Origin of the sequence: Gordonia amarae NBRC 15530 (assembly GCF_000241345.1) — a bacterium.
GTDB classification, from domain to species: domain Bacteria; phylum Actinomycetota; class Actinomycetes; order Mycobacteriales; family Mycobacteriaceae; genus Gordonia; species Gordonia amarae.
The window spans coordinates 42043-59945 of record NZ_BAED01000019.1; the positions used below are offsets into that span (position 1 = coordinate 42043).

Genomic DNA, 17903 nt, shown 5'->3' on the forward strand with positions numbered 1-17903 from the left:
TGCGGCCGGTAACGGTGCGGACCCCGCCGGCCGAACAGTGACCTACAGGCTTGGTGAGAGGACACGATGGCAGACGACACCGATACCGTGGCGGCCGGCGCAGCGGATCCTCGCCCAGCCGATCCCCGCACCGTGGATTCCGTCGCCCTGCCGGAGGCACCGGCGCGGGGCGAACCGGTTCCGTCCTCGGCCTCCCGCAGGGTCCGGGCCCGGCTGGCGCGGAGGATGACCGCCACCCGCAGCCAGGTGCGCCCGGTCCTCGAACCGCTGGTCACGCTGCACCGCGACATCTACCCCAAGGCCGACATCGCGAAGCTGCAGCGGGCCTACGATGTGGCCGACGAACGGCACGCCGGTCAGACCCGCAAATCGGGTGACCCGTACATCACCCACCCGCTCGCGGTCGCCACCATCCTCGCCGACCTCGGCATGGACACGACCACCTTGATCGCGGCCCTGCTGCACGACACCGTCGAGGACACCGGCTATTCGCTGGAACAGCTCGAAGCCGAGTTCGGTGCCGAGGTCGCGCATCTGGTCGACGGGGTCACCAAACTCGACAAGGTGGCCCTCGGCAGCGCCGCCGAGGCCGAGACCATCCGCAAGATGATCATCGCGATGGCCCGCGATCCGCGGGTGCTGGTGATCAAGGTCGCCGACCGGCTGCACAACATGCGCACCATGCGCTTCCTGCCGCCGGAGAAGCAGGCCCGCAAGGCGCGCGAAACCCTGGAAGTGATCGCGCCGCTGGCCCATCGGCTCGGTATGGCCACGGTCAAGTGGGAGCTGGAAGACCTCTCGTTCGCGATCCTGCACCCCAAGAAGTACGAGGAGATCGTGCGGCTGGTGGCCGACCGGGCACCCTCACGCGACACCTATCTGGCGCGGGTGCGGGCCGACATCACCAACGCCCTCGCCGCCACCCGGATCACCGCCGTCGTCGAGGGCCGGCCCAAGCACTACTGGTCGATCTACCAGAAGATGATCGTCAAGGGCCGCGACTTCGACGACATCCACGACCTGGTGGGGGTGCGGATCCTGTGCGATGAGGTCCGTGACTGCTACGCCGCCGTCGGTGTGGTGCATTCGCTGTGGCAGCCGATGGCCGGACGATTCAAGGACTACATTGCGCAGCCGCGGTACGGGGTGTACCAGTCGCTGCACACCACGGTGATCGGGCCCGAGGGCAAACCCCTGGAAGTGCAGATCCGCACGCACGAGATGCACCGCACCGCCGAGTTCGGGATCGCTGCCCACTGGCGGTACAAGGAGAGCGGCTACAAATCCAAGGGCGGCAGCCGCAAGTCCGACATCGCCGAGGTCGACGATATGGCGTGGATGCGTCAGCTGCTCGACTGGCAACGTGAGGCCGCCGACCCGGGGGAGTTCCTGGAGTCGCTGCGGTTCGATCTGGCGGCGCGCGAGATCTTTGTGTTCACCCCCAAGGGTGATGTGATCACGCTGCCGGCGGGGTCCACGCCGGTCGACTTCGCGTACGCGGTGCACACCGAGGTGGGGCACCGCTGCATCGGTGCCCGCGTCAACGGCCGGCTGGTCGCGCTCGAACGCACCCTGGAAAACGGGGAAGTCGTGGAGGTGTTCACCTCCAAGGCACCGAACGCCGGGCCGAGCAAGGACTGGCAGAACTTTGTGGTCTCCCCGCGAGCCAAGGCCAAGATCCGGCAGTGGTTCGCCAAGGAACGCCGCGAGGAGGCCCTGGAGAACGGCAAGGACGCCATCGTCAAGGAGGTCCGCCGCGGCGGGCTGCCTATCCAGCGGCTGATGAACGCCGAGTCGATGGGCGCCATCGCCAAGGAACTGCGGTACACCGACGTCAGCGCCCTGTACACGGCGGTCGGCGAGAACCACGTGTCGGCCCGGCACGTGGTCAACCGGCTCGTCGCGATGCTCGGCGGCATCGACGACGCGGTCGACGCGATCGCCGAGAAATCTACACCGTCGACGCTGCCCACCCGTGGCCGCCGCGGTGGTGACGCGGGCGTCGTCGTCGCCGGGATCGAGGGTGTGGTCGCGAAACTGGCCAAGTGCTGCACCCCGGTACCAGGTGACGAGATCATGGGATTTGTGACCCGGGGCGGGGCGGTCAGCGTGCACCGCACCGACTGCACCAACGTGTCGTCGCTGCGGGAGCAGCCCGAACGCATCGTCGAGGTCACCTGGGCGCCGTCGCCGGAATCGGTGTTCCTGGTCGCGATCCAGGTGGAGGCACTCGACCGGCACCGGCTGCTCTCGGATGTGACCAAGGTACTCGCCGACGAACGGGTCAACATCCTGTCCGCATCGGTCACCACCAGCCGCGACCGGGTGGCGGTCAGCAAGTTCACCTTCGAGATGGGCGACCCCAAGCACCTCGGTCACGTGCTGAATGTGGTGCGCAACGTCGAGGGCGTCTACGACGTCTACCGCGTCACCTCGGCCGCCTAGCCCCGCCGATCACCCCGCTGGTTGAGGCGTGAGGAGCGCAAGCGACGAGCCTCGAAACCCGGTGAGAGAACATTGTCCCCTCACCGGGTTTCGAGGCTCGCACGCTCGCACCTCAACCGGCGACATGTCAACCTGTGTGGTGCCGTCAGTTCTTGACAGTGGCGGTCGTGATCTTCACCGTCAGTTTGGGTGCACCGTCTTCTTTGCTGCCCGAGGCCCCGGGCGTGATGCCGCCCTTGGCCACCTTGTCCAGGACGGCGAGCCCGGCGGGGTTCACGGTGCCCACGACGGCGTAGTCGGAGGGCAGCGTGCTGTCGCCGGTGACGAGGAAGAACTGACTCGACCCGGAGTTGGCCTGACCGTTGTTGGCGATGGCGATGGTGCCGCGCGGGTAGGTGACCGCCTGCTGGCCCATCGCGTTCGGCGCGCCGCTGGGCTTGAGGTCGGTGGGGGCCTCGTCGGGGCTGGTCCAGCCCGGACCGCCCATGCCGGTGCCGCTCGGGTCGCCGCACTGCAGCACCTTGAGGGTGGCACCCGCCGTCATCCGGTGGCAGGTGGAGTTGTCGAAGTACTTATTGCGGATCAGCTGCTCGATAGCGCCGGTGTTGCAGGGCGCCGCATCACGCTTGAGCGTCATCGGGATGGCGCCCTGGCTGGTCTCGAACACCACGTCCAGCGTCCCCTTCTTGAGCTGCTTGGCGCCCGGTTTGGGGGACGACTTCTTCTTGGCCAGGTAGTCCTGGACCTGCTTGTTGTATTCGACGACCTGCTTGCGGTACTCCGCGTGCTGGGCGGCCGGGATCTGCGCGGGCGGATCGGCGGGCTGGAGCTTCGGGTCTTCCTGCGGGCCCCAGGCGCATGCCGTCCAGCGTTCCTTCTCGTGGTCGTCGGAGATCTTCTTGACCACCAGGCCGGTGATCGTGCCGGCCACCACCACGACGACGGCCACCGAGACCCCGACGATGGTCATCCGGCGTTTGCGTGCGGCCCGCTGCTCGTTTTCCAGACGCTCTTCGAGTTTGCGTTTGGCCGCTTGTCGGCGCTCCTCATTGGTCGACACGCTGGTGAACCCTCCCTGTGGACGTCGGCGCTACTCGACTCGCCAGTTTGCCAGCAATACCTGAGAGGAAGGCACGCCGGGTCCGGGCGGTGGGCACCCGGCGCGTCCGGCCGGGTGCCGCCCTGCGACAATGAACCGATGCTGATCACCGGATTTCCCGCCGGCATGTTCCAGACCAACTGCTACATCCTCGCCCCGCAGCCGGGCGGGCAGGCAGTGATCATCGACCCCGGTCAGGACGCCGCCCCCCAGGTCAGGGCCCTGCTCGCCGAGCACGACCTCACGCCCGCCGCGGTGTTGCTCACCCACGGGCACCTCGATCACACCTGGAACGCCACCGAACTGTGCGACGAGTTCGGCATCCCCGCCTACATCCACACCGCCGACCGGCCGATGCTCACCGACCCCGGCATGGGTCTCGGGCGGGCGCTGGGCCCGCTGATCGGCGACACCGAGTTCACCGAACCACAGCAGGTGATCGAGTTCGCCGACGGCGAGAACGTCGAGATCGCCGGGATGCGGTTCACCGTCGACCTGGCGCCCGGGCACACCCAGGGCTCGGTGCTGCTGGGCATCGATGTCGAGGTAGCCGAGGACGACTCGGACGGTGCGGCGCCGACCACGGTTCCGGTGTGCTTCTCCGGTGACGTACTGTTTGCGGGGTCGATCGGCCGGACCGACCTGCCCGGCGGTGACCACGATCAGCTCCTCGAATCGATCGAGAAGAAGCTGCTGCCGCTGCCCGATGAGACACAGGTGCTGCCCGGGCACGGACCGCAGACGTCGATCGGCGCCGAACGCGCCACCAACCCGTTCCTCCTCGGGATCGGGACCGACAAGAAGGGACGATTCGGACTGTGAGCGCCGAATTCCAGGCACCACGGGGCATCCCGGATTACTTTCCGCCCGCGTCCGCGGACTTCCGCCGCGTCCGCGACACCCTGACCGACGCGGCACGACGCGCCGGTTACGGTCACATCGAACTGCCGATCTTCGAGGACACCGGCCTGTTCGCCCGCGGTGTCGGCGAATCCACCGACGTAGTCAGCAAGGAGATGTACACCTTCGCCGACCGCGGTGAGCGTTCGGTGACATTGCGGCCCGAGGGCACCGCCGGGGTGATGCGCGCGGTGATCCAGCACGGCCTCGATCGCGGCCAGCTCCCGGTCAAACTATGCTATGCCGGTCCGTTCTTCCGGTATGAGAAGCCCCAGGAGGGCCGCTACCGCCAGCTCCAGCAGGTGGGCGTGGAGGCCATCGGCGTCGACGACCCGGCACTCGACGCCGAGGTGATCGCGATCGCCGATGAGGGCTACCGGCGCCTGGGCCTGTCCGGATTCCGCCTGGAGATCACCTCGCTCGGCGACGACGAGTCCCGGCCCCGCTACCGGGAGGCGTTGCAGCAGTTCCTGTTCGGCCTCGACCTGGATGAACCCACCCGCAAACGTGCCGAGATCAACCCGCTGCGCGTCCTGGACGACAAACGTCCCGAGGTCAAAGAGGCCACCGCCGATGCCCCGCTGCTGCTGGACTATCTGAGCGATGCCGCGCGCGGACACTTCGACATCGTCCTGGGGCACCTGACCCGGCTCGGCGTGCCGTACGAGATCAATCCGCGTCTGGTCCGCGGCCTGGACTACTACACGAAGACGACCTTCGAGTTCGTCCACGACGGTCTCGGCGCCCAGGCCGGTATCGGCGGCGGCGGCCGCTACGACGGGTTGATGCGCCAGATCGGCGGCAAGCAGGACCTGTCGGGGATCGGTTTCGGTATCGGCGTGGACCGCACGATTCTGGCCATGCGGGCAGAGGGCGTCGCCGATGCCGACGCGGCCCGCTGCCAGGTGTTCGGGGTGCCGATGGGTGCGGCGGCCAAGGCCGAACTGGTGGGGTTGGCGGGGCGGTTGCGTGCGGCCGGGATCAGCGTCGACCTCGCCTACGGTGACCGCGGGCTCAAAGGTGCGATGAAGGCCGCCGACCGGTCCGGTGCCCGTCTGGCACTGGTCCTGGGTGATCGTGAACTCGACGAGCAGACCATCGAGGTGAAGGACCTGTCGAACGGTGCGCAGCGCAAGGTCTCGTTGTCGACCGTCGTCGACGACGTCGTCGGTGTGCTCACCCAGTAGCCTGGTCGTGGTGTTCCCCGGCCGGGTGTTTCGACACTAGACCGCGCACCGGGTGGTCGTTAGCGTCGAGTGCTATGACCGCCCCGGACACACCCGGACCGGCCCGCACTCGTGGTGACAGCTATGCCGGCACCGGTGAACTCACCCGGTTCTATCTGCGCCGTTCCCTGTCGGCAATCACCTTGTGGGTGCTGGGCACGGCGGCGATGTACCCGATCCAGTCGCTGTCGTTGAAGGCCGCGCCCACGCAGGAGGACCTGGACCGGCTGGCCGCCGGCCTGTCCGGCAACTCCGCGATCAAGGCGCTGACCGGACCGGATTTCGCCCTGAACACCATCGGCGGCCAAATAGCCTGGCAGAGCTCGGCATTCGGTGCGGTGCTGGCGGGATTGATGAGTACCTTTCTGGTGGCCCGGCACGGACGTGCCGGTGAGGAGAACGGCGCAGACGAACTGATCCTGGCCGGTGTGGTCGGCCGGTCCGCGCCGACGGCCGCCACCGCTCTGGTGACGGCCGGCGCCAACATCGCCGTGATCGTGATCGCCGGCGCGTCGCTGACGGCGACCGGGCTGCCGGCGACGGGTTCATGGACGCTCGCCGCCGCAGGCGGACTCACCGGCCTGGTGTTCGGTGCTCTGGCGCTGATCTTTGCCCAGATCAGCAGCACCTCGCGCGGAGTGTGGGGGCTCAGCGGTGCCGCCCTCGGTGTGGCCTATGCACTGCGCGCGGCAGGCGATGTGGGGGACAACGGGATTCGCTGGCTGTCACCGATCGGGTGGGGACAGCAGGCGCGCGCGTACGCCGGTGAGCGGGTATGGCCGCTTGTTCTGCTGGTTGTGGCGGCGGGGGTGGCCGTGGCGGTGGCCGGGATACTGCACCGGCGCCGCGACTTCGGCGCGGGCCTGCTGCCGCAGCGGCGTGGCCCGGCATCGCACGCCTGGGCAGGCGGTATCCACGAACTGTCGTGGCGGCTCGCCGCGCCGGGAATCATCGGCTGGACTGCCGGATTGGTGTTCGGTGGAGTCACGTTCGGGTTGATCGGCAACAGCATCGAAGCGGTCGTGCGCGAGAACAAGGACGTCGCGGGGACACTGACCGGCGGGCAGGCCGAAGGTGTCGCGCTCGTCGACGGCTTCTACGGCAGCGCCGTGCTGATGCTGGCGATCATCGCGTCCGGGTTTGCGGTGATGCTGGCCTCCCGAGCCCGGTCCGCGGAGGTGGCCGACTACGCGGAGTCGTTGCTGGCCACCGCGTTAGGCCGGTCGGCGTACCTGACCGGTCCGGTCGTGACCGCGCTGGTCGCACCGGTTCTCGCAGTGGCGGCCGGTGGTGCCGCGGCCGGCCTGACCTATGCCGTGGTGTCGGGTGAGGCGGGACGGGGGCTGCAACTGGCCGCGGCGGGCATCTTCTACGCGCCATCGATCTGGGTGATCGTCGCGGTGACCGTGCTGCTGATGGGGGTTGCGCCCAAGCTGATCGGGCTCGCGTGGGTGCCGGTCGGATTCTCGGCCATAGCGATCTTTTTCGGTCCTGCCCTCAAGTTTCCGCAGTGGCTTCTCGACCTGTCGCCGTTCACTCACCTCGCGCTCGTCCCGCTGGAGGACGTGTCGTGGCTTCCGCCGGCCGTCCTCACGATCGTGGCCGTCGCCCTGGTCGTCCTCGGGCTGGTGGCGTTCGGCCGCAGGGACATCGGCTGAGGGCGGTGTGCGGCACATCCACACCGTCGGCGTGATGTGTGGCATGGGTACCGGGCTGGGGTGACGTCTCTGGTACGGACGTTCGGCTCTCGGTGGTGACCGTTGGTGGTGGCAGACTGGACCCGTGCCGGAAAATGCCCGGCGACGCGGTGTCGGCCGCTGAGAGCCCGCGGCCGGTAGAGAAGAGGTTTGGTGACGATGACACTCAATGCACCGATCGTGGTGGCGGTCGACGGTTCCGATCAGGCCCGCGAGGCACTCGCGTGGGCGGTCGCGGCGGCGGTGCGCGAGAAGCGGCAACTCAAGGCCGTGACCGTCGTCGAAGCCCTCTCCGACTACAGCGGCATGGTGCTCACCCAAGACCTGATCGACGACATCTACGGCTACGCCAAGGACATTCTCACCGAGGCACTCGAGCGGGCGGCCGAACTGGCGCCCGGTCTCGAGGTGACCGGTGAGGTGCTGTCGGGTAAACCGGCCCTCCTGCTGCGTGAGGTGTCGAGCCGGGCGCACCTGCTGGTGGTCGGCAGCCGTGGCCGGGGCGGTGTCAAGGGTCTGCTGCTGGGGTCGGTGAGCGCGGACGTCGCCGCCCACGCCAACTGCCCGGTCGTGGTGGTACCAGGCGAGTTCGGGACCACCGGGCCGGTCGTCGTCGGTGTCGACGGATCCCCCGCGGCGCGGGTGGCCGCGAAGCAGGCGTTCACCGAGGCCTCGCTGCTGGACACCTCCGTGGTGGCGGTGACCACCTACGGGGCGTTCTCCGGCAAGCATTTCTACGGCACCGAGGACCGGCACGGCGACTCCGAGGCCACCCTGGAGCGGTTCCGCACCGAGGCCGCCGAGACCCAGTCCGAGCAGCTCGCCGGCCTGCGTGAGGACTTCCCGGATGTCACCGTCGACAGCGACGTCGCCACGATCCGGCCCGCCGAACGCATCGTTGAGAAGGCCGCCGACGCTCAGCTGATCGTCATCGGCAGCCGCGGCCGTGGCGGTTTCCGTGGCCTGCTGCTCGGCTCCAACAGCCGCGCCGTGCTGCAGGTGGCGCCCTGCCCGGTGATGGTCGTGCACGCCGGCTGACCACCGGTTCGCCGCGGCCGCGCGGCGTACAGTCTGGTGGGTCCACCCCCGGCGGGGTGGATCCGACCGAATCCACAAGCAAAGGGGCTGATGGTGGCGACGAACAACGCGCCGATCGCGGCGGCGATCGACGGATCCGATGAGGCTCTCGCGGCGGTGCGCTGGGCGGCGGCCGAGGCGGCCCGCACCAAGACCGCGCTCACGATCGTGTCGGTGGTCGAACCGTTCGCCGCGCCGATCGGCCAGAACGTCGAAGGCTGGATCGAAGCCGAACAGTGGGTCGAAGCGCGGCGCGAACTCGCGCAGGGCGCGGTCGATGTCGCCCTCGACCTGGCGGCCGAGCTGGCGCCGGATGTGTCGATCGACGGCGAGGTGATCGACGGCAAACCTGCCCTGGTGTTACGGGAGCTGTCCAGCCGGGTCCGCATGATCGTCGTCGGCCGTCGCGGTCTGGGCGGGGTGACCGGACTGCTCATCGGCTCGGTCAGCGCCGACATCGCCGCGCACGGCAACTGCCCGGTGGCCGTCATCGGGCTCCAGGCACCCGTGTCGGGTCCTGTCGTCGTCGGTGTTGACGGGTCGCCGATGTCGACGGCGGCGATCGCACATGCCTTCCGGCAGGCCGACGCCCGTGGCACGTCCGTGGTGGCCGTACACACCTACGGCGGATTCGGCGGCGACGCCTTCTACGGACAGGGCGAAGAAGCCCTGCGCAGGCTCAACGACGAGGCGGTCGAATCGCTGGGCTCACAGCTGGCCGGCTACCGCCAGGACTACCCAGATGTGGAGGTGGCGTCGGTGGTCGCCGCGGGTGACCCGGCTCCCGCCATCGTCGGCGCGGCTGAGGACGCGCAGCTCATCGTGATCGGCAGCCGGGGCCGGGGCGGTTTCCGTGGCCTGTTGCTGGGATCCACAGGCCAGGCGGTGCTTCATGTGGCGCCGTGCCCGGTGCTGGTCGTCCACTAGGACCGGGCCGAGTCCTGCCACTTCGGCAGGATATCCGCCATCACCGACTCGAAGGTGTCCACCGCCAGGACATGCGGCGGGCTGGTGCGCGGCCATGGGACCACGACATCGGTGAATCCGAGTTCTGCTGCCCGCCCGATCAATTCGTCTAGCACATCGGCGCCCGCGAACGGATCGGCCGGTGCCCAGGTGAGACTGAGATAGCGTGGGAACCGGTCGCCGCCGGGCCGGTCGGTGAGGGCGTCGTCGAGAATCCTGACACTGCGGGATATGCCCGCCAGCCAGTCGTCGACACTGTCGGCCGGTGTGCCGGTGGTGATCCAGCCGTCGCCGTGGTGGGCCGCGAAGCGTACCGAACGTGGCCCGTTTCCCGCGAGCAGCAATGGGATCCGGTCGCGTACCGATCCGCCGGCCAGCCGCATGTCGACGGCGCTGTAGTGTTCGCCGGCGAAGTCCACGTGGTCGTCGGTGAGCGTGAGATCGAGCAGCCGCACGAACTCCTGGAACCGGTCGACGCGTTCGCGTGCGGTGACGGGCTTCTGCCCGAGCAGCACGTCGTCGGGGGTGCCGCCGGCGCCGAGTCCCATCAGCAGCCGGTCTCCCGCGATGTCGAGCAGTGTCTGCAACTCCCGTGCCAGCGGCACCGGATGCCGGAAGTTCGGGGAGATCACGAACGCGCCCAACGGAATCCGCTGAGTCACCAGCGCCGCGGCGGTCAGTGTGGGGATACACGAGAACCACCTGTTGTCCGGTAGCGATCCCCACACCAGGTGGTCGAATGTCCACGCGTGGTCGAATCCCATCTCCTCGGCACGGCGCCACTCGTCCCGCGCCTGCTGCCAGGGATGGTCGGGGATGATGTACACACCGATACGCATGATCCGAGCCTAGCGAGCGGTCCGATAGGGGACAGAAAATGACCTGATTGGCCGGAAGACTGTGACCCGACCGGTAAACGTCAGCGACATGTCAGGAGTGGTGATGGGTGCGGAAATTCAAGTGACCTTCGATTGTGCCGATCCGGCGATGCTCGCCGAGTTCTGGGCACAAGTCCTGCGGTACGAGGTGCAGGGCCCGCCGTTGGGATTCGCCACGTGGGACGAGGCCCTCGACGCGCTCGGGGTTCCCGCGGAGGACCGCAACAGCAGGTCCGCCGTCGTCGACCCCGCGGGGACCGGGCCGCGGATCTTCTTTCAGCGGGTTCCCGAGGGCAAGGGCGTCAAGAACCGTGTGCATCTGGATGTGCGGGCGGCACCGGGGCTTGCGGGGGGCGACCGGATGGCCGCGCTGGAGGCCGAGGCCCTGCGGCTGATCGAACTCGGTGCCACACGCCTGGAACGGTTCGACCCGGACCCACCGCTGGAGACGGGTTTCATCGTGATGGCAGACCCGGAGGGCAACGAGTTCTGCCTCGACTGACGGGTCTACCCGCGAACCCGGGCGGGTGGGCATACCCAGCGGCTGATGAACTCGCGGAGTTCGGCGTCCGAGCGTGGCGGCGAGGTGGGGTACTGCAGCAGGCTCAGGAACACCCGCATCACCAGTTCGGCCAGACCGGCCATCGCCTCGTCGTCGTAGCCGTTCTCGGCCCACGCCACCGGCAACCGGCCCAGCATCTGCGCACCCAGGGTGATGCCGCTTTCCGACGTCGCCTCGCGGGTGAACAGCTCGGTCTGCCCGGCCCGCAGGAGCAGGCCCATCGACGGTTCGCTGGGCAGTCTGTTCAGGCAGTACAGGATCGTCTCGATGATGGCGTCGTCGACGGTGCGCACGTGTGCCAGGTCATCGCGCATCCGGTCGAGGAAGTCGGCGGCACCCGCCTGGGCGACCGCCGCCAGCATGTCGTTGACCGACTTGAAGTAGCGGTAGACCGTCTGGCGGGTGACACCGAGCTCAGTGGCCACATCGGCGAGGGTGGTCTTGTTGACCCCGTGCTGCTCGACCGACCGGATGGCGGCGTTGAGAATGCGGGTGCGGGCCTCTTCCGAATCGGTCGGAAGGTTGCCCTGCCACCCACGCGTTCTCATTCGCCCATACTTTCACACCTGATTGAGCGGCTGCCGGGTGGCCGCATCGCCCTCACCCGCGGTCGCGGCCGGCTCGGTGCGGTCCCGCCCGAGAGTCAGCGCCGCCAGCAGGCTGCCGAGCGCGACCACCAGGCAGGCGATCACATAGGGGAGGCTGCCGATCGGGGTGCCGCCGTCGGTGACCCCGTCGGTGGCGCCGAAGTAGTCCGGGAGCGCCGCGATCCACAGAGCCGTGTGTACCCCGAGGAACAGGAACGGGAACACGAGCAGGAACGGACGGGCCGTGCGTGCGGGGGAGTGCGCCGACGCTGCCGCCGCCCGCATCTTCCGCCACTGGGTGCCGAGCAGGTACAGCCCGACCAGCCACAACGCGGCGATCTCCACGCCCAGCACGATCGCCTGTCCGGTGAGGTTGGCGCCCTCACCGCGACCGAACACCGACGCCGGGATACCCATCAGCGGCATGCTGATCACGGCGAGCACGCCGGAGACCACGATCCGCCACGCCAGTGACAGCCCGCGGGGAGCATTGCCCGCCAGCGTCGGGTTCGCGATGAGCCGGGTGCTCACATAGGTCAGGACACCGAACGACACCGATGCGAACAGCCACACACTGTTGAGGGGTACCGAGGCGAGCAGCGGGACGGCGGCCGGGTTGCCCAGTTCGGCGGCGGTGTGGCCGTAGAACGGTTCGTCGACGTTCCACGCCCACCATTTCAGTTGCGGCCCGAGCTGATCGAAGATCTCGTAGAACACCTGGTACACGAACGCGACGGCCACCGCACCCTTGAGCGCCGCATGCCTGGTGCCGTCGAAGAAGCCGAACGCCCGCACGATCTCGTAGGCCACCTGACTGAGCGCGGGATAGAAGCACACGATGTACAGCGGCAGCCTGTCGTACATGAAGTCGACGGTGAACACGTTGTGCGCGAACATGAATCCCATCGCGTCCTGCATTCCGAACCACTCCGGGAAGTACAGCGGGGGTTCGATCACGAACAGGTACACCAGCGACCCGATCCAGAGCGCGAGGTTGGTGGGATCGTTGTCGCGGCGCAGCCGGCGGATCGCGTGCAGCAGCGCCAGCACGGCGCCGAGGATGATCGTCACCTCCAGGACCGGCAACGTCCAGTTCTCCAGACCGAACGGATTGCGCAGCGCCGCAACAGGGTTGGCGTCTTCGCAGACGAAGCCCAGGTATCGGGTGATGACGTACGCCGGGGTGTCCGGATCGCACACTGCCATGTAAGTGCTCCTCGATCGTGACGGATGAGACGAGTCGGAGGCCTGGGGCGCGGCCTGCCGCCGAGTCGGTGACGGCGGGCCGCGCCCCCGGCCTGGGAGGTCAGGCGACCGGGGAGGCCTCGGGTTCCGGGGCGGTCTTGGCGGGCCGTTCGATCACCGTGGCCGGACCACCGGGGTAGGGCGTGAAGTCACGATAGATCTGCGACGGCGGGTCGAGGGTCTGATCGAACCCGATCGGCAGCTTGTTGCGCTTGAGGGCCTTCTTGACGGCGAACTTGGCCATCCCCGCGATGAACTTGGGGTCTTTGACCATCTCGGTAACCGATTCGTCGAGGTTGAACACCGCGGTGAAGTGGTTTTCGAGGTAGGGATCCTCGCGGGTGGCCGCCGAGAGCAGGTTGAACAGCGGCCAGCTCAGCCGCGAGGTGAGCCGCTGCTGCCACTTGGGGGCGATGTCGGTGCCGGTGGCGTTGGAGTATCCGCGGTCGCGGGCCAGGGCGAGGGTCCAGATATCGTCGAGCAGCTTGCACTGCTCGGCGAAGTAGGTCTTGTAGAAGCCGGGTTCGATACCGGAGGTGCGCTCGCTGAGCATCTCGTCGAGCAGCACCGAGCATTTGCCGGCCGAGCTCATGCCCTGGGCGTAGAACGGGTTGAAACCGCAGATGGCGTCGCCGATGACGAGCAGGCCGATGGGCGGGTTGTCGAGCTTGTCGTAGCGCTTGCGCATGTTGCCGGTCGACTTGGTGACGAACACTTTCGACAGCGGCGTGCAGCGTTCGACGGCCTTGTTGAACGCGGGGGCCCGCAGTCGCTTGGTGGTCTCGATGAACTCGTCTTCCTTGCGGGGCATCGGGTGCCCCCACGAGCCCATCGTCACCAGCACCCGGTCGCCTTCGATGGGGAAGATCTGGCTGATGAAGTCGTGCTCGGCCGGATGCGGGGTGGCCTGCTGGGTGGGCATGACCGACATGTGATGCCACCACCAGTCGTCGGGCCGCTCGGCGGGCTTCTGGAACCACTGGGTGGTGTAAGTACAGCCGGCATCGAGCGACTGCACCGGCGGTGCGGGCCAGCCCGCCTTCTCCAGCCACGCCGACACGGCCGAGCCGCGGCCCAGCGTGTCGATGACCAGGTCGGCCTTGATCAGCCGTTTGGCCGGACCCTCGTCGCCGCCGGTCAGCCACACCCCGGTGACCGCACCGCCGGGCTTGCCGCCGTCGACGGTCTCCAGGCCGGTGACGTTGACGCCTTCGAGGACGGTGATGTTGGCGACCTCGGCGAGCTTGTTGCGCAGCACCCGTTCGATGAGCAGCCGCGAGGCGTACACCATGCTCATCGTCGACTCCGAGCGCGGGATCCAGCCCTCACCCTCGCAATGGGCCGCCGACACCGACGGCATCAGGTGCAGCCCGCCGGCCTCGATGAGGTCGTCCTCGTAGCCGGGGAACAGGGTGTCCATCGCGCGGCGGCCCGAGTTGAGCAGGAAGTGCGGGTGCTTGCTCTGCGGCACGCCGCGCCGGTGCTCCATGTTGTCGGCGATGACGTCGCGTTCGAGGACGACGACCTCGTCGAAATGGGGTGCGACGGCGCCCGCCGCACACATGCCGGCGATGCTTCCGCCGAGGATTACCGCCTTCTTGCCGAGGGTCATCTGCCCGCCTTTCCGGTCATACGGTCATACAGCTGGTGAATGATGTATGACCGTATGGTGTGAACGGCATCACGTCAAGTGGCGGAGGACAGATCCGGTGTTCGCGCTGCTCGCCAGCCCGTCAGCAGGTGCGCACCGGTCACCACGAGGATCGCGCCGACCACCACCGACACCCCGCACACCCCGACCAGCTGAGCGCTGAATCCTTCTGTGCCATCGGGATTGCCGGTGTCACCATGGAAGGCCGTCGCCGACAGGATCAGCCACAGTCCCCATGCGCCGACCGCACTCGATCCGACCCATGCGGCGGCGAGCGGGATCCGGGTGTCCAGCCGCCCCACCCAGGTGCGCCGGCCGGCACCGGCCAACGCGGCCGCACCGGCGATCGCGAGGACCACCAGGCCCGCGTTGACGGCGTGCACCACCGCACTCACCCCGTCGGTGTCCTCGGTCAGGAACCAGTTCGCACCGCATGCCCACCCGAGGTGCACGATCAGCGGATACATCGCCAGCACTGCCGCCCCGGCCACCGACATCCGGGTCGCGGGCACCGTCGCGAGCACCGGAAGATCCCGCACCCGGCCCCGCCACAGCCGTCCCCACCGCTGCTGGACGTGCAGCACCAGCAGTGTCATCAGGCCCGCGGCCTGCAGGCCGAAACCGCCGTACACGACGTTGAACACCCACGGCTGCAGGAAATCCGCCGCCGACGATCCGGAGTCCGAGGCGGCTCCGGTGAGCAGATCCAGCGGCCACGCCGCCACGATCGGGGCAAGCAGCCCGGTCGCGATCCACATCGGCCCCACGATCAGCCAGGCCGGGATGCGCCGACCCCACGACCGGGCGAGCGCGAACGCCAGCGTCACGGCCGTGGCGTCCATCAGCACGGTCAGCCCGTTCGCCACCCGCATCAGGCCCTCGTGATCGAGGAGCTCGCTGCCGTCGGGGATACCGATGTGGCTGCCGAAGATCCACAGGATCTTCAGCGTCAGGTAGGGGATGCACGCCAGGCAGGTGAGCACCAGCGCACCTTCCCGTACCGGTGAAAACCGGGTGTTTCCCGGGCTGTTCGCGTGCTCGTCGGGTTCTGTTGTCATCATCTGGGTACTCATGGCATCCACTGTCGGCGCCACAGGCCCTCGGCCACATCGCCCACGGGTCGCGCGTGGGTCCACCTCAAGGTGGACGCCCGCGCCCACGTGCGGTGCCTACGATGGGCGGGTGAGAGGTTCCCTCGGGACAGAGCGCGTCGAGTCGTGGCAGCGGTCACGGCCCTGGCTCGCCGACGGTCTGCTGGCCGTGGCCCTCGGCGTGCTGCTCATCCCGTCGGGCGTCGGTGTCCTGGCCTCGGCGCCGTGGCCGCTGCCGGCCCGCGCGGCGCTGATCGCCGGGCTGGTGGCACTGCACATCCTCGTGGTGTTCCGGCGCGTGCGGCCCCGCGCGACATTCGTGGCAGGCAGTGCGGTGTTGGCCGCCTTCGTCTGCATCCCCGACGCCACCGGCCCGCAGGTCACCCAGACCTACGGGGCGCCGGTTCCCGTCGTCCTGTTGCCCAGTTCGATCATCTTCTGCGTACTGCTGTATTCGGTTGCCGCGCACCGTGGGTCGACCGATTCATACCGGGCGCTGGCGGTGGCGGCGGTGGGTGGTCTGCTGGTGGTCGTGCGGCTGTGGAACGCAGAGGCGGCGGCGCAGCTTCCGCTGTCGATGGGGCTGTGGCGGGCGATGCTGATCCCGGTGGTCGCGGCGTTCGTGGTGGTGCCGTGGCAACTCGGGCGGCTGCGGCAGGTGCGGGCCCGCTACCTGGAGGCGATGGCCGACCGGGCGCTCGCCGACGAACGCCGCCGCATCGCCGGCGAACTGCACGACGTGGTGTCCCATTCACTGGCCGTCATGGTCAGCCAGGCCGAGGGCGCACGGATGCTGGCCGACCGCAAACCCGGTGTCGTGGTGCCGGCACTGGACCGGATCGCGACTACCGGACAGGAGGCGATGCACGGGATGCGCGCACTGCTCGACACCCTCGACCCGGACGCCCGCGACCGCGCACCCCAGCCGACGCCCGCCGACCTCGACGCGCTCCTGGACCGGGCCCGCCGCGCCGGGCTCGATATCCACTGGGACGGGATCGACTCCACCGCAACCGACGCCGACATACCGGCGGCACCGGGGCTGGTGGCCTACCGCGTCGTCCAGGAATCGGTCACCAACGTGCTCAAACATGCCGGCCCGCAGACCTCGGTGACCGTCGTTGTCCGCCGCGAGCCCGCCGAGCTGGTGGTGGAGGTCGCCGACGACGGCGGCCCGATCCTGGACGTCACACCCGGCCGCGGCCTGCTCGGTATGCGCGAACGTGTCGAGGCCGTCGGAGGCCGGCTGACCTACGGCCGGCACACCTTCCGCCGGCCACACCAGGGTGGTGACGTGTCCGGTTTCGCGGTCCGGGCGCACATCCCCACGGGCGGGGTGGCGTCATGACCGCCATCCGGGTACTCGTCGTCGACGACCAGGACCTGATCCGCGACGGCATCGCGATGATCCTCGAATCCCAGGACGACCTGCGGGTGGTGGGGCAGGCGGGTGACGGCAGGCAGGCGGTCGACGCGGTCCGCAGTACCGGCGTCGACGTGGTCCTCATGGATGTGCGGATGCCGGTGCTGGACGGGATCTCGGCCACCGAGCAGATCACCGCGCTACCGGACCCGCCTCGTGTGCTGGTGCTCACCACCTTCGACCTCGACGAACACGTGTACGCCGCGCTGCGGGCTGGCGCGAGCGGATTCCTGGTGAAAAGCGCACGCGCGGAACAGGTTGTCGATGCGGTGCGGACCGTGTTCGGCGGTGAGGCGGTGATCGCACCGTCGGCGACGCGCCGCCTGATCGATCACATCCTGCCCACGTTGCCGGGGCATGCCGAACCACCCCCCGGCCTGGACCGTCTCACCGGCCGCGAGCGTGAGGTGCTCGAACAGGTGGCGCGCGGATTGTCCAACGCCGAGATCGGTGCCGAGTTGTTCCTGTCGGAGGCGACGGTGAAAACCCACGTCGGCAGGATCCTGACCAAACTCGGTGTCCGCGACCGGGTGCAACTGGTGATCCTGGCCTACGAACACGGCCTCATCCGGCCCACCGGGTAAGGACGAGGCGATCGCTCAGGTGAGTTTGCGGTGATCCCAGGATCGGATGCGGTGCGGCTCGACGACCACGACAACCCGTTTGGTCATCATGAATTCGACGGCCGGCTTCATTTCCTCGGTGTAGGGAGCCTGGTATCGCTCGAACACGCTGATGGCCGCGGGCCAGTACTCGGGCCCGTCCGGGTACACGATGCGCGCGGTTCCGTCGATCGCGACGCCGCGCAGCTGGTCGTAGCTCTCGCCGGCCTCGACGCTGATGCTCAGCTTGGGGTCGCGAAGCAGGTTCACCGCCTTCTGCGACTTTATCTTGGTCTCGAAGCAGAGTTGCCCGTCGACGAAGCCGTACCACATCGCCACCTGATGCGGGAAGCCGTTGGGGCCGTTGGTTGCCAGCGTCGCCGTGCGCCCGTCCTGCAGGAACTGCTTGATTTCGTCGTCGGTCATGACGACCTGGGCGCGCTGATTGGCCATC

16 protein-coding genes are annotated in these 17903 nt (G+C 68.4%); 9 read left to right on the forward strand and 7 right to left on the reverse strand.

Going from position 1 to position 17903, the window contains the following annotated elements:
- The first annotated feature begins 66 nt into the window (after nt 1–66).
- On the forward strand, nt 67–2445 hold the full coding sequence (locus GOAMR_RS04575) for a RelA/SpoT family protein (RefSeq protein ID WP_005183262.1): 2379 nt from the start codon (nt 67–69) through the stop codon (nt 2443–2445).
- Nucleotides 2446–2590: 145 nt separating this feature from the next.
- On the opposite strand, the gene GOAMR_RS04580 is transcribed toward GOAMR_RS04575, so the two are convergent.
- Nucleotides 2591–3505 carry a peptidylprolyl isomerase gene (locus GOAMR_RS04580; protein ID WP_005183266.1) on the reverse strand — a complete coding sequence of 305 codons (915 nt, stop codon included), beginning with the start codon at nt 3503–3505 and terminating at the stop codon, nt 2591–2593.
- A 138-nt stretch (nt 3506–3643) separates the two neighbouring features.
- Between GOAMR_RS04580 and GOAMR_RS04585 the strand changes: the two genes are divergently transcribed.
- The 5 genes from GOAMR_RS04585 to GOAMR_RS04605 all read left to right on the forward strand — a co-directional run bounded on the left by GOAMR_RS04585 (nt 3644) and on the right by GOAMR_RS04605 (nt 9371).
- On the forward strand, nt 3644–4366 hold the full coding sequence (locus GOAMR_RS04585) for an MBL fold metallo-hydrolase (RefSeq protein ID WP_005183268.1): 723 nt from the start codon (nt 3644–3646) through the stop codon (nt 4364–4366).
- The gene (hisS, locus tag GOAMR_RS04590) at nt 4363–5631 is read left to right on the forward strand and encodes a histidine--tRNA ligase (protein WP_005183271.1); all 1269 of its coding nucleotides are present in this window, start codon (nt 4363–4365) and stop codon (nt 5629–5631) included. Before GOAMR_RS04585 ends, hisS begins: the two co-directional genes overlap by 4 nt.
- Before the next feature lie 74 nt (nt 5632–5705).
- A complete protein-coding gene (locus GOAMR_RS04595; protein ID WP_005183274.1) occupies nt 5706–7328 on the forward strand; it encodes an ABC transporter permease in 1623 nt (540 codons plus the stop codon).
- Between the two features lie 198 nt (nt 7329–7526).
- Nucleotides 7527–8405, forward strand: coding sequence for a universal stress protein (locus tag GOAMR_RS04600; protein WP_005183277.1), 879 nt, complete (start codon nt 7527–7529; stop codon nt 8403–8405).
- Nucleotides 8406–8495: 90 nt separating this feature from the next.
- Nucleotides 8496–9371: a universal stress protein gene (locus GOAMR_RS04605; RefSeq protein WP_005183279.1), complete on the forward strand. Its 876-nt coding sequence runs from the start codon at nt 8496–8498 to the stop codon at nt 9369–9371.
- On the opposite strand, the gene GOAMR_RS04610 is transcribed toward GOAMR_RS04605, so the two are convergent.
- Nucleotides 9368–10249, reverse strand: a complete 882-nt coding sequence (locus GOAMR_RS04610; RefSeq protein WP_005183281.1) for an LLM class flavin-dependent oxidoreductase — start codon at nt 10247–10249, stop codon at nt 9368–9370. The genes GOAMR_RS04605 and GOAMR_RS04610 overlap by 4 nt on opposite strands.
- Nucleotides 10250–10352: 103 nt before the next feature.
- Here GOAMR_RS04610 and GOAMR_RS04615 point away from each other — a divergent pair, with 103 nt between their 5' ends.
- Nucleotides 10353–10790 (forward strand): VOC family protein, encoded by a 438-nt coding sequence (locus tag GOAMR_RS04615; RefSeq protein WP_005183283.1) that lies wholly within the window; start codon nt 10353–10355, stop codon nt 10788–10790.
- 5 nt (nt 10791–10795) lie between these two features.
- Here GOAMR_RS04615 and GOAMR_RS04620 read toward each other — a convergent pair whose 3' ends face one another.
- From GOAMR_RS04620 to GOAMR_RS04635, 4 genes are all read right to left on the reverse strand, one after another.
- Nucleotides 10796–11398: a TetR/AcrR family transcriptional regulator gene (locus GOAMR_RS04620; protein WP_005183285.1), complete on the reverse strand. Its 603-nt coding sequence runs from the start codon at nt 11396–11398 to the stop codon at nt 10796–10798.
- Nucleotides 11399–11410: 12 nt separating this feature from the next.
- The gene (locus GOAMR_RS04625; protein WP_005183287.1) at nt 11411–12643 is read right to left on the reverse strand and encodes a hypothetical protein; all 1233 of its coding nucleotides are present in this window, start codon (nt 12641–12643) and stop codon (nt 11411–11413) included.
- A gap of 100 nt (nt 12644–12743) precedes the next feature.
- On the reverse strand, nt 12744–14294 hold the full coding sequence (locus GOAMR_RS04630) for an FAD-dependent oxidoreductase (protein ID WP_005183289.1): 1551 nt from the start codon (nt 14292–14294) through the stop codon (nt 12744–12746).
- Between the two features lie 74 nt (nt 14295–14368).
- A complete protein-coding gene (locus GOAMR_RS04635) occupies nt 14369–15406 on the reverse strand; it encodes a hypothetical protein (RefSeq protein WP_005183292.1) in 1038 nt (345 codons plus the stop codon).
- A gap of 109 nt (nt 15407–15515) precedes the next feature.
- Here GOAMR_RS04635 and GOAMR_RS04640 point away from each other — a divergent pair, with 109 nt between their 5' ends.
- Together GOAMR_RS04640 and GOAMR_RS04645 are read left to right on the forward strand one after the other, a co-directional pair.
- Nucleotides 15516–16772 (forward strand): sensor histidine kinase, encoded by a 1257-nt coding sequence (locus tag GOAMR_RS04640; protein ID WP_005183295.1) that lies wholly within the window; start codon nt 15516–15518, stop codon nt 16770–16772.
- Nucleotides 16769–17431: a response regulator transcription factor gene (locus GOAMR_RS04645; protein WP_005183298.1), complete on the forward strand. Its 663-nt coding sequence runs from the start codon at nt 16769–16771 to the stop codon at nt 17429–17431. Before GOAMR_RS04640 ends, GOAMR_RS04645 begins: the two co-directional genes overlap by 4 nt.
- Nucleotides 17432–17446: 15 nt before the next feature.
- Here the strand turns inward: GOAMR_RS04645 and GOAMR_RS04650 are convergent, their stop codons facing one another.
- Nucleotides 17447–17902, reverse strand: coding sequence for a PPOX class F420-dependent oxidoreductase (locus tag GOAMR_RS04650; protein ID WP_005183300.1), 456 nt, complete (start codon nt 17900–17902; stop codon nt 17447–17449).
- Between the last annotated feature and the right edge of the window lies 1 nt (nt 17903).